This is a genomic window from Weissella diestrammenae (assembly GCF_014397255.1).
Classification (GTDB): Bacteria; Bacillota; Bacilli; order Lactobacillales; family Lactobacillaceae; genus Weissella; species Weissella diestrammenae.
Genome location: NZ_CP060724.1, coordinates 1,142,327 through 1,158,463, shown reverse-complemented (window position 1 = coordinate 1,158,463; position 16,137 = coordinate 1,142,327). Strand labels below are relative to the sequence as shown.

At 40.8% G+C, this 16,137-nt stretch carries 15 protein-coding genes; 1 reads left to right on the top strand and 14 read right to left on the bottom strand.

The genetic code is table 11. The annotated features are described in order from the left end of the window. Nucleotides 1-9 precede the first annotated feature (9 nt). The 7 genes from purF to purE are packed head-to-tail and all read right to left on the bottom strand — an operon-like array spanning nt 10 to nt 7,031. Entirely contained in the window at nt 10-1,524 is a 1,515-nt protein-coding gene (gene purF / locus H9L19_RS05630; protein ID WP_187528714.1) for an amidophosphoribosyltransferase, read from the bottom strand. Next, nucleotides 1,509-3,740 (bottom strand): phosphoribosylformylglycinamidine synthase subunit PurL, encoded by a 2,232-nt coding sequence (gene purL, locus H9L19_RS05625; RefSeq protein ID WP_187528713.1) that lies wholly within the window; start codon nt 3,738-3,740, stop codon nt 1,509-1,511. Before purL ends, purF begins: the two co-directional genes overlap by 16 nt. 1 nt (nt 3,741) lies before the next feature. Then, a complete protein-coding gene (gene purQ, locus H9L19_RS05620) occupies nt 3,742-4,422 on the bottom strand; it encodes a phosphoribosylformylglycinamidine synthase subunit PurQ (RefSeq protein ID WP_187528712.1) in 681 nt (226 codons plus the stop codon). Nucleotides 4,423-4,424: 2 nt separating this feature from the next. Continuing rightward, nucleotides 4,425-4,673 (bottom strand): phosphoribosylformylglycinamidine synthase subunit PurS, encoded by a 249-nt coding sequence (gene purS / locus H9L19_RS05615; protein ID WP_187529929.1) that lies wholly within the window; start codon nt 4,671-4,673, stop codon nt 4,425-4,427. 43 nt (nt 4,674-4,716) lie between these two features. Continuing rightward, nucleotides 4,717-5,436 (bottom strand): phosphoribosylaminoimidazolesuccinocarboxamide synthase, encoded by a 720-nt coding sequence (locus H9L19_RS05610; RefSeq protein ID WP_187528711.1) that lies wholly within the window; start codon nt 5,434-5,436, stop codon nt 4,717-4,719. Then, a complete protein-coding gene (gene purK / locus H9L19_RS05605; RefSeq protein WP_187528710.1) occupies nt 5,423-6,550 on the bottom strand; it encodes a 5-(carboxyamino)imidazole ribonucleotide synthase in 1,128 nt (375 codons plus the stop codon). Before purK ends, H9L19_RS05610 begins: the two co-directional genes overlap by 14 nt. Further along, a complete protein-coding gene (purE, locus tag H9L19_RS05600; RefSeq protein ID WP_187528709.1) occupies nt 6,543-7,031 on the bottom strand; it encodes a 5-(carboxyamino)imidazole ribonucleotide mutase in 489 nt (162 codons plus the stop codon). Before purE ends, purK begins: the two co-directional genes overlap by 8 nt. Nucleotides 7,032-7,478: 447 nt before the next feature. Between purE and mscL the strand changes: the two genes are divergently transcribed. Continuing rightward, on the top strand, nt 7,479-7,859 hold the full coding sequence (gene mscL / locus H9L19_RS05595) for a large-conductance mechanosensitive channel protein MscL (protein ID WP_187528708.1): 381 nt from the start codon (nt 7,479-7,481) through the stop codon (nt 7,857-7,859). A 271-nt stretch (nt 7,860-8,130) separates the two neighbouring features. Here mscL and H9L19_RS05590 read toward each other — a convergent pair whose 3' ends face one another. From H9L19_RS05590 to H9L19_RS05560, 7 genes are all read right to left on the bottom strand, one after another. Further along, a complete protein-coding gene (locus tag H9L19_RS05590) occupies nt 8,131-8,814 on the bottom strand; it encodes a LysM peptidoglycan-binding domain-containing protein (protein WP_187528707.1) in 684 nt (227 codons plus the stop codon). 367 nt (nt 8,815-9,181) lie between these two features. Next, nucleotides 9,182-10,126 carry a type I pantothenate kinase gene (coaA, locus tag H9L19_RS05585; RefSeq protein WP_187528706.1) on the bottom strand — a complete coding sequence of 315 codons (945 nt, stop codon included), beginning with the start codon at nt 10,124-10,126 and terminating at the stop codon, nt 9,182-9,184. Between the two features lie 6 nt (nt 10,127-10,132). After that, the gene (gene helD / locus H9L19_RS05580; protein WP_187528705.1) at nt 10,133-12,421 is read right to left on the bottom strand and encodes an RNA polymerase recycling motor HelD; all 2,289 of its coding nucleotides are present in this window, start codon (nt 12,419-12,421) and stop codon (nt 10,133-10,135) included. Nucleotides 12,422-12,666: 245 nt separating this feature from the next. Beyond that, on the bottom strand, nt 12,667-13,047 hold the full coding sequence (locus tag H9L19_RS05575) for a DUF956 family protein (protein ID WP_187528704.1): 381 nt from the start codon (nt 13,045-13,047) through the stop codon (nt 12,667-12,669). 96 nt (nt 13,048-13,143) lie between these two features. Beyond that, nucleotides 13,144-14,058: a PTS system mannose/fructose/sorbose family transporter subunit IID gene (locus H9L19_RS05570; RefSeq protein WP_187528703.1), complete on the bottom strand. Its 915-nt coding sequence runs from the start codon at nt 14,056-14,058 to the stop codon at nt 13,144-13,146. 16 nt (nt 14,059-14,074) lie between these two features. Beyond that, entirely contained in the window at nt 14,075-14,887 is an 813-nt protein-coding gene (locus H9L19_RS05565) for a PTS mannose/fructose/sorbose transporter subunit IIC (RefSeq protein WP_187528702.1), read from the bottom strand. 39 nt (nt 14,888-14,926) lie between these two features. Further along, the gene (locus tag H9L19_RS05560; protein WP_187528701.1) at nt 14,927-15,883 is read right to left on the bottom strand and encodes a mannose/fructose/sorbose PTS transporter subunit IIA; all 957 of its coding nucleotides are present in this window, start codon (nt 15,881-15,883) and stop codon (nt 14,927-14,929) included. Between the last annotated feature and the right edge of the window lie 254 nt (nt 15,884-16,137).

The window sequence follows — 16,137 nt, the reverse complement described above, 5'->3', positions numbered from 1 at the left end:
GCAACCAATTTACAAACGTTGACCAGCAATCGACCGCACTTGCGTTGGTGAATACATCGTTGTTGGTTCAGGTAAAAAATCAACCAGCCCATTTTGTACAAACGTGGTTAATGTTTCTTGATAATCATAGATTGGACTCGGATAATGACCATCAAAATATGCGGTGGTCAAACCACTACCTTCGCCAAAATAAGGTAAATCAATCGCTTTGACCAAACCATCAACTGAAAGAAACTCCAAAGAATCCGCGCCAATAATCTCACACATTTCAGATTTTGTATGATTAGCCGCCATTAATTCATCGGTTGTCTGCATATCGACACCATAAAACGCAGGAAATTTAAATTCAGGTGATGCCACTCGAACATGGACTTCACTAGCACCAGCTTCACGTAGCATATTGATAATGTATTTTGATGTCGTTCCGCGGACGATTGAATCATCAACTAAAACTACCCGCTTACCAGTAACCACCGCTTGATTGGCGGTGAGTTTCATTCGAACCGCACGTTCACGCCGTTCTTGTGTCGGTTCAATAAACGTCCGAGCGACATATTGATTTTTCACTAATCCCATTTCATTCGGTAATCCAGCCGCTTCGGCATATCCCATCGTGGCGGACAAAGCCGAGTTTGGTACACCGACCACAATATCAGCTGCAACTGGCTGTTCTTTTGCCAAAGCTGCGCCCATTTTTTTTCGGGCATTGTGCACGTTTACGCCATAAATATTAGAATCTGGTCGAGCGAAATAAATATATTCCATCACATCAATATTTAAGGTTGTTTGCATGGTATATTGTTCAATCTGAATGCCCTGATCGTTAATTGTAATCAACTCACCGGGTTGAACATCACGAATAAATCGTGCCCCTACTGTCGCTAAAGCAGCAGTTTCAGATGTCACCACATACTTACCGTCAGCCAATTGACCTACCACAAAAGGTCGAAAACCATGTGGATCTAGGGCAGCATATAAGGTGTCAGCGGTTAACAATAAGAAAGCAAAGCCACCATGCAATTGGTTAAGCGCTGCCTTTAGCTTATCAACAAAGTGCTTTGATTTTGACCGTCGAATTAAATGTAATAACACTTCGGTATCTGAAGAAGATTGAAAAATCGCCCCTTGATCCTCTAACTGACAGCGCAATGTTTTGGCATTGGTGATATTACCGTTATGAGCCAAGGATAGTTGTGCATCCGAAAAGTTGGCCATCAATGGTTGAATATTTTCAATCCCACTATTCCCAGCCGTTGCATATCGCACATGCCCAATTGCTGCCGTTCCCTTTAAACGTTCCAAACGCTTAGGATCATGAAAAACATCGCCAAGAAGACCCAGTCCGCGTTCTTGCCAAAGTTGGCCGCATTGATTAGCGACAATTCCAGCACCTTCTTGTCCACGATGTTGTAAAGCATGCAACCCGTAATAGGTCATATTGGCAGCATCTGACCGGCCCCAAACACCAAAAATACCGCATTCTTCATTCAAGCTATTTTGATTTTCAACTAGGCTAGCAACCATGAGATAGCCTCCATATAATTTTCTTCAGCAACTTTTTTATTCACAGTAAAACTGGTATCCACCGCATTGAAATTAAATTCTGGTGTCCTTGTCACTTCTCCGATGAGTTGTGCGTCACTACCAGCGAGACGTTCGAAATCAGCTTGATTTGTTCTTGATACAGTGACAATAAATTGACCATGTGGTTCAGCAAAATACAAAGCCACTGGCTTATCTAGTGTCACTTCAAATCCAAATCCAGTCTGATTTGCAGCTTCAACCAAGGCAACAGCCAGACCACCTTCTGCGATATCATGCGCACTCTTAATCATGTCTGATTGAATCCCTTGCAATACAATTCGTTGCGCTTGAAGTTCGGCATCATCGTCAAATTCAAGTAACGCACCATTAATCTGACCGGTTAACATTTTCTGTAATTCAGAACCATTAAAAGCCGGTTTACTCTGACCAATCAGATAAATTAAATCGTCAGCATGTTTAAAGTTAATCGTTGTAATATCTGCTTGACTCGCATGCAAACCGACCATACCAATCATCGGCGTTGGATAAATTGCTTCATCGTTAGTTTCATTATAAAGCGACACATTTCCTGAAATGATGGGTGTATTTAAACGTTGGGCAAAGTCGTTAATCCCCGTGCATGACTGATCAAATGTCCAATAAATTTCTGGATCATCTGGATTACCAAAATTCAAACAATCAGTCACACCAATTGGTTGCGCCCCAGTGGCAACAATATTCCGTGCTGCTTCAGCAATTGCCATCTTGCCACCCTGATAGGGATCAAGGTAAACAAATCGCCCATTGACATCCGTTGTCATCGCTAAAGCCTTTTGTGTCCCACGAATTCGGATAACTGCAGCATCTCCACCAGGTTGAACTACTGTATCTGTTCGAACCATCGAATCAAAGTGTTTAAATAAATCAGCTTTTGACGCAATTGTTGGTTGCTTCAGTAGAGCTAGTAAGGTCTCTGCCGGGTCATCAATTACCGGCTCGTATTGATGTGTTGTCATTTCTAGTAAGTATTGCGGTTTAACTCGAGCCATATTTTGTTTGGGTGCGGATGTTAAAAAATTCACGTCCAAATCGGCAACAATTTCACCCCCAAATTCAAGCAAGTAGCGCCCATTATCAGTAACCTCACCAACTACGACTGCATCAAGTTCAACCTCAGCAAAGATTTTTGCTACTTCAGCTTCGTGTCCTTTCGCAACAACTAATAACATGCGTTCTTGCGATTCTGACAACATTAATTCATATGGGGTCATGCCAGTTTCACGTTGTGGTACTAAATCCAAATGCAATATAATCCCCATACCAGCTTTGTCTGCCATCTCAGCAGAAGATGATAAGATACCTGCTGCACCCATATCCTGAACACCAATAACAACATCCCCATGTTCTGCAATCACTTTTAGGGTGGCATCCATGACCAATTTCTCCATAAATGGATCACCCACCTGAACAGCTGACCGGTCTTGTTCATCATCCGTATTAAATTCAGCTGAAGCAAAAGTTGCCCCGTGGATACCATCACGACCTGTTTTTGCACCAACATACATCACTGAATTACCAGTACCTTCAGCTTTACCAACATGCATCAATGCTTGATCCAATAAACCAACAGCCATAACATTAACTAAGGGATTACCTTGATACACTGCATCAAAGCCAATTTCACCTCCCACAGTTGGAATACCAATTGCGTTACCATATCCAGCAATGCCAGCAATAATACCATGTACCAACGATTGTGTCCGTGGATCATTTAGTTCTCCAAAACGTAATGAGTCCAGAACCGCAATGGGTTGGGCCCCCATTGAAAAAATGTCACGTAAAATACCGCCAACTCCAGTTGCTGCCCCCTCATACGGTTCAACTGCTGAAGGATGATTATGTGACTCAGCCTTAAACACAACCGCCTGACCATCACCAATATCGAGAATCCCGGCACCTTCACCTGGGCCTTGCAAGACACGTTCATTTTGAGACCAGAACTTACGTAACACCGGCTTAGACTTTTTGTATGAGCAATGTTCTGACCACATTGCTGAAAAAAGACCAGCTTCAGTATAATTTGGCAGGCGCCCCAAGGTTGTCTCAATCAAATCATATTCAGCATCGGTTAACCCCCACGCACGATATATTTTCTCAGTTTTAACTTGCTCAGCCGTTGGTTCAGCCGTCATTGGATTAGCTAATGTTTTTGTCATTTTATTTACCCACCACTTCTAATGCAAGACTTGCGATAATACTTTTGAAAAAGCCACGGCCATCCGTTGCGCCTAATAAGGCGTCAACAGCGCGTTCTGGGTGTGGCATCATGCCTAGAACATTGCCTGTCCGGTTGGTTATCCCCGCAATTTGATCAACTGAACCATTCACGTCAGTTTGATATTTAAAAATCACTTGATGATTTGCGTATAATTCAGCAATTGTCTGTTCATCTGCATAGTAGCGACCTTCACCGTGTGCAATTGGAATCATAATTGGCTGTTGTTGTTTTGCGTAAACTTGTGTAAAAACGCTAGCATCGTTTTCAATCAACAAGGGAACCGTGTCACAAATAAAGCCGGGCACCTTATTTGCCATTAATTGTCCAGGTAACAAGCCAGCTTCAGTTAAAATTTGAAAGCCATTACAAATACCAACAACAATTTTGCCCTGTTCTGCTGCAGCAATCACCGCTGCCATGACCGGTGCAAAGCGTGCGACCGCACCTGAACGCAAATAATCACCATACGAAAAGCCACCCGGTAAAAAGATTGCGTCATACTCAGATAAATCCTGTGTTTTTTCAGAAACAATATCAGCTTCAATATTAAAATCTGTCAATGCATAATACATGTCAAAATCACAATTTGATCCAGGAAACCGAACCACCGCTGCCTTCATCGTTAAACCTCCGCCAATTCAAATCGATATGTTTCAGTATTATGATTAATTAACAATGCTTCCGTAAAAGCCTTAACTTCAGCCGCTGCAGCCGACTCATTATCAGCAGCAAACATAATTTCGAAATACTTACCTTGATTCACTCGTTCGACAGTTTGATAATCTAAACGATGTAACGCCGATTTAATCACTTCACCTTGTGGGTCTAAAATTGATTGTTTATATGTGACATAAATTTTTGCTAAATACATATTTTCACCTTTCACGATAAAACGTTATCAACAATTGTTATCTTTAAATCGTTTTTAAACGATCCAAAATTTCTGCATAAACCGTTGTTAAATCACCAGTATTCTGTCGAAAAACATCTTTATCTAATGATTGATGCGTCTGACGATCAACAAGTCGCATATTATCCGGCGATAATTCATCGGCCAATAATAAATTGTGTTGTGCATCATAGCCAAGTTCAATTTTAAAATCGACTAAGTCAATGCCAATTTGGTCAAACAATTCAACTAAATGTGTATTAACCTGTTGTGCAATTTGTTGAAAAGCTTGAATTTCTGTTTCATTCGCCAATCCCAAGGCAATCATTTGTGATGCGTTCAAACTTGGATCATCTAAAGCATCATTTTTAAGATAAAATTCTTGCACAATCGGCTTGAGCGGTTGCATTTGTGGTACATCATATTTTCTTTGAAAACTACCAGCGGCAAAATTTCTCGTTACAATCTCCACTTTGATCATCTCTAAGCGTTTCACCAAACTATCTGTATCGCTTAATTGCTGAATAAAATGATTTGGGACATGGTGCTGTGACAAGTAGGTGAACAGAAAACTCGAGATTGCATTCGTATAATAAGCTTTGCCAACGATTTTTGACTTTTTCTTGCCGTTAAGTGCCGTTGCCTGGTCCAAATGATGTAACCAAATCACTTCTGGATCTGACGTGGCATAGACCGCTTTGGCCTTTCCCGTTATCAATAAGTCGCCTTGCTCAATTTTCACCATGTTGTTGCCCCCATTCGTGTAACTGTTGCACATCTTCATTACCTAATACTGTAATATGCCCCATTTTTCGACCTGCTTTAATATCCGCCTTACCATAATCATGAAAATGCCATTCCGGATGATGAATAAAATCCTGTCTAGCCGTCAAAAGTGTTGTCCCAAGTAAGTTGTGCATGAGACTTGGCGCAAGCAATTTTATCGGCGGTATTGCTAACCCAACAATACTGCGAATATGTCCTTCAAATTGTGAAATATTGGTTGCCTCAATTGAATAATGGCCTGAATTATGTGGCCGAGGTGCCAGTTCATTGACATAAACTGTTTCTCCTTGGACAAACATTTCAATCCCTAATACGCCACGCAAATTCAGAGCCTGCGCGATTGATGTCGCAATCGTTTGAATCTGACTTTCCAAGGCCAAGGATAATACAGCTGGCGCACGTGTCTCATTTAACACATGATTCACATGCTCATTTTCAACAATCGGCCACGTCCGAACCGCTGCGGTACCATCCATCGTTACCATCACACTCAGTTCGCGATTAAAATTAATTTTTTCTTCTAAAATAAGTTCTTGATTATCCGTCACTGGCCAGTGCTCTAAAAGCTGTGCCAAGTCATCTAGATCCCCAATGTCCCATTGACCGTGTCCATCATAGCCACCTTCTGCCGTCTTTAGAATGGCTGGTAATTTAATTTGTTTGACCGCCTCTTTTAATGCTTCAGGCGAATTAATTGCTTCATAATTAGCGACCGGGATGGCGTGCTGACTAAGAAAATCTTTCTCACGCAGCCGATTCTTCGTCAACGCTAACATTTTTGTCCCTTGTGGCAGCGCGGCACGTTTACTAGCTAATTGCAATGTTGTCAAAGATATATTTTCAAATTCATAAGTCAAAACATCGGATTGTTCTGCTAACTGTAACAATGCTGATTCATCTGTATACGCTGCAATAATTGCTTCATCAGCTACTTGAACCGCTGGTGCGTTCGCAGTTGGATCCAAGACAATAATGCGATATCCCATAGCTTTAGCTGATAAGGCCAACATTTGACCTAATTGTCCCCCGCCAACAATCCCAATGGTAGCCGGCGGTAATATCACTTTATTCATCAAAAAGTGCCTCACTATCAATTGCGGTTTGCATTTGTTGTGTTCTAAACGCTTCAAGTGGCTCAATTAATCGAGCATCCTTAAGACTTAGCATTTGTAACGCATAGTAAGCAGCATTCTTAGCGCCGGCATTGCCGATTGCCACCGTCCCAACTGGGACACCTGCAGGCATTTGAACAATGCTTAATAACGAATCTAAACCATTCAAAGCATGACTTTGAATTGGCACGCCAATGACTGGAATGATCGTATTCGCTGCTAACATACCTGGCAGATGTGCCGCACCACCTGCACCGGCGATGATGACGTCCACGTCATTCATTCGTGCTTCTTTTGCAAAAGACATCAATTGCTGCGGCATGCGATGCGCCGAAATAATATGTCTTTCTACAATGACATCAAATGTGGTCAATACGTCTACTGTCAATTTCATCGTCGGCCAGTCCGAAATTGATCCCATCACTACTGCAACTTTCGTCATTTACTCACTCCATCTTGATATTATATTGATATAGTTCGTGTTTACGCTATAATTAAACCGCATTTTTTTGTTTTTGTATATGTTTTATTAGTTTATCAATCAATTATGTGTTTTTCTGTTCGGTTTTTCGGACATTTTGTAAAACCACACCCGAACATTCGTAAAATCGAAGAGATGCCGCCTATTCGAACCGCTTTGTTTCACAATCAATTGACACAATGTCACACTTATCCAAAAAAATATGCTACTTATGTATAGATATTTAATTTATAAAAATATATGTTTCATATATTTTTATATACATTAATTTCAAACACCCATTTGACAAATCATTATTTAAGTAATTTATTAAGAAAACATCTGTAGAACTTTATCAATTATTGATATTTATGTATGATTATGAATGTATATATATTAAAAACACAGCTATTTTATGGAGGATATATTATGCTATCAGAGTTCAAAGCCTTTATCATGCGCGGTAACGTCTTAGACCTTGCCGTTGGTGTCATTATTGGTGGCGCATTTACTGGACTTGTTAAATCATTGACTGAAAACCTTTTAAATCCAGTGATTGGTTTATTCACCGGTCAAGCATCGAATCTGGACAGCTTACAATGGGTTGTCACCAAAGATTTAACCTTTAAATACGGTGCATTTCTTGGTGACGTTATTAATTTCCTCATCACCGCTTTCGTCGTCTTCTTGATCATTCGCTTTATCACACGCATCATGCGGAATAATAAAGAAGAAGCCGTTCAAGTTAATCAAGAATTGGCTCTTTTAACTGATATTCGTGATTTATTGGAGAAACAAGCAAGCAAATAAAAAACGTTTATCAATCAGATAAAAAACCCATCCGTTGACAAAACTAACAGATGGGCTTTTTATATGCTCTAAATTTATCTCATCGACTCAAAATCATTATTTTTGCATCATACATCGATTATTTTTACTAGTTTGATTAGCACTAAACCATCACATCGGACAAGAATTAAAAAATAAACGTATTGATGCTAGATTAGCGTCTCATACCGTTCAAAACAAAAAAGTGTTGGCCATAATATGACCAACACTTTTCGTTATATTAAATTTCTTTTTACCACCAACCGTGTGACAAACGGAAAGAAATGGCAGCATCGATTGAACCGTAACGTGAAGTAGCGTAACTAAGCATTCCGGCGGTTTGTTCTGCAACAGAACCATAACCCCAAGCATTCTTAGTTTGTCCCAAACCGTGATAACCATTAGGTGATACAGCGTTAGGATTTCCACCTGATTCAGGCATAACAACATATTGCCACAATGCAGCAGTTCCACCAGCAGCAATGAATTGATCATAAACTGAACCAGATCCAGTAGTTGTAGCAGCAGTCGTTTTAGCGGCTGATGCACTTGATGCAGCAGCGCTTGAAGCAGCAGCTGACGAAGCGGCTGATGAAGCAGCAGCACTTGAAGCAGCGGCTGATGAAGCAGCTAATGAAGCAGTGGCTTCTGAAGCGGCTGAAGCAGCAACGTCAGTCGCTGAAGCGGCTGATGAGGCAACGACATTATCGTCTTCTGAAACAACCAATGATTGATCCTTGATAATTAAACCAGAATCTTTTAAATGGTTGGCCTTCATCAAATTATCAACAGTTGTATTGAACTTAGCAGCGATATCACTTAATGTATCCCCACCTTGAACAGTATATGTGGTTGCGGCATTAATTGCCGTTTGTCCAACGCCAAAGACCGCTGTCAATCCGGCAACTGTTAATGCTGTTTCTTTAATTTTATTCATTCTAATTTTGTCTCCCTAATTTAAGAAGTCTCTCTAGCACCGAAGCGAAATTGCTCGGTGAATCATTTGCGACGTATCCGCCGCATCAACATATATAAGTTTACCAAGCCAGGGAGATGAAATATTAAGGTGAGTTTACAATCAGTTACCAAGCATCAATTTGACCCTCAAATTATGTTACATTGATGAAACATTACAAGTGTAACAGGTCAAAAAGCCCATCATAACGACTTTATTTATTTTTTAATTAACCAGTTAATTAAATTTGATTATGTCATTTTTAGCGCATTTTTTATGGTGATGCTAATTATTAAGTCGGTCATTTCTACACTTTGTCATTAAAATGACACATTGATAAGTTACATTATTAGAACTTTCGTAACCAAACATCACTAATTTCGTGGTGTTTTGCTTTGTGCAAGACAATATCGGCACGCTCACGTGTGGGCAAAATATATTCTTCCAAGTTCACTAAATTGACGGTTTGCCAGACATCATGTGCCATGGACTCGGCCTCCGTTATAGGCACTTGCGTCCATGACCAGAAAAAGTTTGTCGTATCATTCTTCTGCTTTGTTTGCCGTAATAGCGCACGGAAACGTTCAAGGTACCATTCTTCAATCAACTTTGTATCAGCATCGACATAGATTGACACATCAAAGAAGTCTGACAGATAAACAGGTGAGTCTACCGTCGCCTGCAACGTATTGATACCTTCAATAATAAAAATCTCTGGACGCTCAAAAACATCAAATTCGTCTGCGACAACATCTGAAATGTCATGTGAGTATTTGGGCGATCGAATATCAGTCGTACCATCTTTAACAGTATCCATGAAATCAAGCATGCCCCGCATATCATATGATTCAGGGAAGCCCTTGCGCTGCATGATGCCTCTTGCTTGTAACTCTGCATTCGACAACAAAAAACCATCCGTTGTCGTCAAAGCGACTTGTTCTTCCCCAAATTCCGCTTGCAACATAAATTGCAAGAGCCGTGCCGTCGTAGATTTACCCACGGCAACTGGCCCAGCAATACCAATCACGAACGGTGCTGGGGTTTTAACATGGTTTAAAAACGTTAAGCGTTCGGTCCGATTCCGATCATACTGAGCCTTACGCAACAACAGATAATCGACTAATGGTTTGTAAACCTCAAAAACGTCCGCCATTGAGACCTCATCATTAAACGCTTTAATATTTTGTAGCACATGTGGCGTCACAAGTTCAGTTGTTCTCTCAGCCACTGGCGTTGTCAATGCTTGCCAGTCGGCACGTGCATACTCAGCAAAATTAATCGGTGCGTTCGCCATATTTAATCACCTTGTTTTCATAACATATAATTCGGGTGCCACATCAAGCAACGTTGACAAATGATTTTTCGCTAATATCGTTAAACGGTGCATAGCACGTGATGCAATTGTGTAGACCAATTGACGCTCATCATCACCAGCATACGTTTCGCGTGATGCATTCCACATAATCACAGCATCGAACTCCAAACCTTTAGCCAAGTATGCTGGCACAATAATCGTCCCCGGTACTAGACGCTGATTTTCAGTTCTAATGATCGTCACATCCGTCGTTGAATGTAATTCAGCATATACCTGTTCAGCTTCAGCAAGTGTCTTAGTAATAATAGCGGTTGTTTCATGATCAGCGACATTAATCGCGACTTGCGACTTAACCGCTTGTATCATGCCACTGTGATTAGTCACCACCTCAATGGTTGGTAAATCACCTGTCCGTTCAAACGCATTAATAGTTGCGCCTTCAATGAGGATTGCTTTGGCAAAATCTGTAATTTGTTGTGTCGAACGATACGTTTGTGTTAATTGAACATACTCAGATTTATCAGAATCAAACAACTGGTCTAACTCTTGATGTAGTGATCGTGCATTTTCTTTTGTAAAAATGGCTTGATTCAAATCACCAAGCATTGTAAACCGTGCCTTTGGAAAACTGTACTTCAAAAATGCTAACTGGAATGGTGTATAGTCTTGAATCTCATCAATAAAAATAAAGCGAATATCACGTTCACCATGACTACCTTTAATCAAATCAAACAAATACATAAACGGCGTCATATCGGCTAAATTCAATGCCTTTTGACGCATTTGTTCCAAAGTCTCTGCCACGCCCTTTTGCCAGATTTCAGGTGTCAGGCCATAATTTACGACCGACACAAAATCAGGTAATTGTTGGAGAAATTGTATGAATTGTGCATTAATATTTAAAAATCGTGTGCGACTAATTAACTTTAATACAGGTGTCATTTCAGCCTGAACAATCACTTTGGCTAATGCGTTGTATTCTGCCTTTTCATCTTTAAATTCTTTAACGTTATCACCAAGCAAGGAATCATATTCTTCTTTTGACAAATTTTCAATTCGCGCTTCAACCCAATCGGATTGCATCTCCGCCCCAATATGGCCACGCACTTTATTTAGTAAGCGTTCTTTGGTTGCCTCTAAACGTTGTCCTAAACGATAGTTATCATTATATGAATAGTAAATTTCTGCAATTTGTTCCCGACTGATAATTTCATGTCCATGAAACTTAATCGGACGAAACTTCATACCCGCTTGATTTAAGGTTTCCGCATACGTACCAACGGCATTAAAGAATGCACTCGTTCCCTTGAAATCGTTTATTTGTTGTTGCCACAGTGGTTGCTGTTCTTCAAAGCGTTCTTGTAAGGTTTCCAATTTCAACTTAGGTAATCGGCGTGAAGCATATTGATAATACGTCATCTGCACCATATTTTGCTCACCCATTTCGGGTAATACTTGATCAATATAATCATTAAATAATTGATTAGGCGAGAACATCACGACCTGCCCCGCCGATAAATTTCCCCGGTATCGATAAAGTAAATAGGCAACCCGTTGTAAGACCGCCGATGTCTTACCAGAACCAGCAGCACCTTGAACAAATAGTAATTCTGCGCGTGTATTACGAATAATTTTATTTTGTTCGCGCTGAATGGTCGTCACAATTGATTTCATCTTCGTTGAAGATTCACCTGATACGGCATTCAGCAACATCTGATCGCCAACTGCCTCGTCGGTATCAAAAAGGGTCACGATTTTCCCGTCTTCGATTTGAAATTGACGTTTCAAAGACACATTGGCTGATTGTTGACCATCCGGTGTTTCATAAATGACATCGCCCAAACCTGCATCATAATAAATTGATGAAATAGGCGCCCGCCAATCATAGATTAAGAAATTATCTGGTGCATCTGAAAAAGACGCTAATCCAATATAAATAGGTTCTGGTTGATCAGCCCCACTTTCTTGGACATCAATGCGTGCGAAGTATGGATTATGTTGTAAGCGTGACAACACGTCTGCTTGATGTTCAGCTGAATTCTGGGCTAATTCCCGTTCTTGCAACATTTGTTGTTGCTGACGAACTGACATGGCTGTTTCAAATAACCCTGAATAAGTCGATGACTTAAAGCGAACGTCGTTCCAACCTTTTTCAACCTCATCTTGCCCCTTTTTTGCTCGATCAAGTTGCTTGTCATTGGCCTCTTGTGCCACCTTAATTTTTCGCAACACTGTATCAAGGCGTTGCTGCTCCACTTCGAATTCTTTCGACATTTAGGGGCCTCCTCATAAAAAATTAGTTATTCTATATTAACACAAATTACCGAATTATCATAGTTTCCCCATCGACCCTGACGACTCAAGCAAAAATTAACGCAGTTATCAAAAAGCTAACCATAGCCTGTACATCGCCATTCTTAAAAAAATGGTGGGTGGCATCTAGCCACCTACCATTTGATTATTATTTCATATTAAAAATAATCTGAGAATCATCTCAGTTGCCCAGCTATACAGAACAATTACTTTGCTGAATTTTTCTTAAACCATCGCTGAAAGCGCGCTTTAAACTTCTGAACTAAACTTGGCATTCGCAAAACACGTTCATCGCCAACATGATTCCGGACTGCTTTTAAGACTGGCCCAACCATCTTAGACGAAAAATCAAAGCTCCCGGCAGTTGTTTGCACTTTGAAGCGCCGACCAATGTGCGTCCCGCGAACCTGAGCTTGAACCATGATCAACTCCGCCCATGGCACCTGAATATAGTCATTGACATTGTTATCATTAAAAAATTCAAAGGCCTTGTCACCGACTAAAATTTTGCCATACTTTGCGCCAATCCCAGTATAAAAAATACCTGGGGCAGAAAGGTCAGCTACTGTATTCAGAGATTGAACCATAATTAATTCTCCTACGTCTTTTATTCTTTCTACCTATTATAGCTTATATAACTCATAACAGAAAAGGAGCCAGTATAACTGACTCCTTTTTGTTCGTTACATAATGTGTAGTACGTGAAGTACAACACCGACAACGAATAGTCCAACAATCAAAATGATTGGTGATACCTTCTTCTTAAGCAAATACATGCATAAGAATGTTAAGAGCAAGCCCATCAGCCCGGGTACCAAAGAATCAAGGTTAGCTTGCAAAGTATTAGGTACTTCCTTTGTTAAGCTTAACCCACCTGCTTGTTGACCCAAAATTTCTTGTAACTTTGCCCCACTAACATCACCCTTAGGGAAGTTAATATAGGCACCTTCAGCTAATTTCTTGGCTGGCAGTTCAAGGACAAATTTAACGTTAACCCAACGTTCAACTAAGACCGCCAGAATAAACATTCCAAGAATTGACGCACCCTTTGTAATATCCTTCAGCAAACCACCTGATAGGTCCTTAGTGATTTCGCTTCCGGCCTTATACCCAAACTCTTGGGTATACCAGAGGAATCCCCAACGTAAGATATTCCAAACAACGAAGAAGATAATTGGTCCCATGATGTTTCCAGCAATGGCCAAAGATGCCCCTAATGCACCCAAAATTGGTCGAACTGTGAACCAGAAAACTGGATCTCCAATTCCAGCCAATGGTCCCATCATTCCAATTTTCACACCTTGAACGGCTGTATCATCAATGGCGGCACCATTTGCACGCTCTTCTTCCAAAGCTAAAGTCACACCTAGAATTGGTGATGCCAAGTATGGGTGTGTATTAAAAAATTCCAAGTGACGCGTTAGGGCTGCTGCCCGGTCTTCTTTGGACTTATACAGACGCTTAATCGCAGGAATCATCGCATAAGCAAAGCCAAGATTCTGCATCCGTTCATAGTTCCAAGACCCTTGTAGAAATGTTGAACGCCATGCAACCGCAAGACGATCTGATTTTGTTAATGAAATTCTTTCTTCAGTCATTTTCTCAGTCCCCTTCCTAGTATGCGTTCAACACGTCGCCGACTGGGTCACCAGATCCGCCACCGTTTGAACCACCACCGTTTGAACCACCACCCATCTTTGAGAGGTTGATGTAAATCAAAGCAATGGCAACTCCGATAGCACCAAGAGCAATCAATGTTAATTGGCTAACGGCTGCTAGGGCAAATCCAAGTGCGAAGAATGGCCAAACTTCACGCGTTGCCATCATGTTGATAACCAAAGCGTACCCAACGGCAACAACCATACCACCACCGATAGTCATACCATCTGATAGCCAGTGCGGTACGGAATTCAAAGCTGATTGAACTGAACTTGCAGGAATCAAAATCAAAAGAATCGCAGGAATTGCAATTCGAAGACCTTGCAATCCCAAGGCCGTGATGTGAATACGTTCCAAAGGCTTAATTTCGCCACGTTTAGCAGCGGCATCAGCCCCGTGAACCAATCCAACTGAAATCGTTCGAACGATCATTGTTAAGAAAAGTCCAGCTACGGCCAAAGGAATTGCGGCACCGTATGCTAAAGCGATATGCCCAGCATCAAAGTTGCCACCTTTAACAAGAATAATAGCAGATGCAATTGAGGCCAAAGCAACATCCGGCGCCACAGCGGCACCAATGTTAGCCCAACCTAATGCCATCATTTGCAATGTCCCACCCAAGATAACACATGGAATCAAATGTCCTGTGACCAATCCGATAAGGGTACAAGCAATTAATGGTTGATGTAATTGGAACTCATCCAAGATTCCTTCAATACCAGCAAGGAATGCGACAATGATCACTAATATAATAGAAATTATTGACATGATATTATACCTTTCACTTCTTAAAAATTTTGAATAAAATTATTGAACATTAGCCTTTTGAATCAAATCGAACAAGTTAGCCTTTGAATCGTTTGGCACCTTTCGAACGTCAAATTCAACGCCCAAATCACGTAACTTTTCAAATGTCTCAACATCACGCTTGTCCATTGACAATACTTTGTTGACCATTGTCTTTCCAGTCGAGTGAGCCATTGAACCAACGTTAATCTCTTTAATTGGTACACCGCCTTCAATTGCAGCTAGCGCGTCTTCTGGATTTTCAAACAATAGGAAGGCTTCCACACCACCCATGCGATCATCATTCATAACCTCAATCATTTTACTAATTGGAACAACGTTAGCATGTACACCATTTGGTGCAGCTTGTGCAATCAAGCCCTTGCGCAACTCATCATTAGCTACTGCATCAGAAACAACAATAATACGGTTAGCTTTTGATTCAGGCGTCCAAGCCGTAGCAACTTGTCCGTGCAAGAGACGGGTGTCAATTCGAACTAAGTTAATCTTGATTTTACCTGGCTTCAAACCAACTGGATTTGCAACTTTTGCGGGCTTGTCAGTCTCTGTGACTTCAGCCTCTGGGATTGATTTAACCCCCTCCTTAGCAACGGGTACAAGATACTGGGCAATTTCGGCTGCCGTTTCTTTTGAGAAGCGAGCACCATAGGCCTCAACCAACATCGGCAAATTCAGGCCAGAGATAATGGCCATGTTGTCGGCATGTTCAGCCACAATCAAGTTAGCTTGATTAAACGGTGATCCTCCCCACAAATCTACTAAGAACAACACTTGGCTCTCAAGACCGCCATCAAATTGTTCCACTGCATCTAGCAACTTTTTGCGTAAATCATCTGGTCCTTCATTTGGCATGAAGGTGACGACTTGCACATTTTCTTGCTCACCAAAGATCATTTGTCCAGACATTTTAATGCCTGCAGCAAATTCGCCATGACTGGCAATAATAAAATTAACCATTATGCGGAGCTCCTTATCATTATTTAATACTTTTATACTTCATAGTACTTTTCTATCATACCATTTTTCACATTTAAGTAAACGTTTTCATTGGCTTAACAGACCATATTTTACGAATTATAACTTTTCCATGCAAATCTGATAACATTTTTTAAAGAAAGTACTTATTTTTCTCATAATTATCAACTATTCATGAGAGGTATCTCGTGACATTTTTAGCGTCATCGTAAAAATTTCAGATAAATACCGTCATG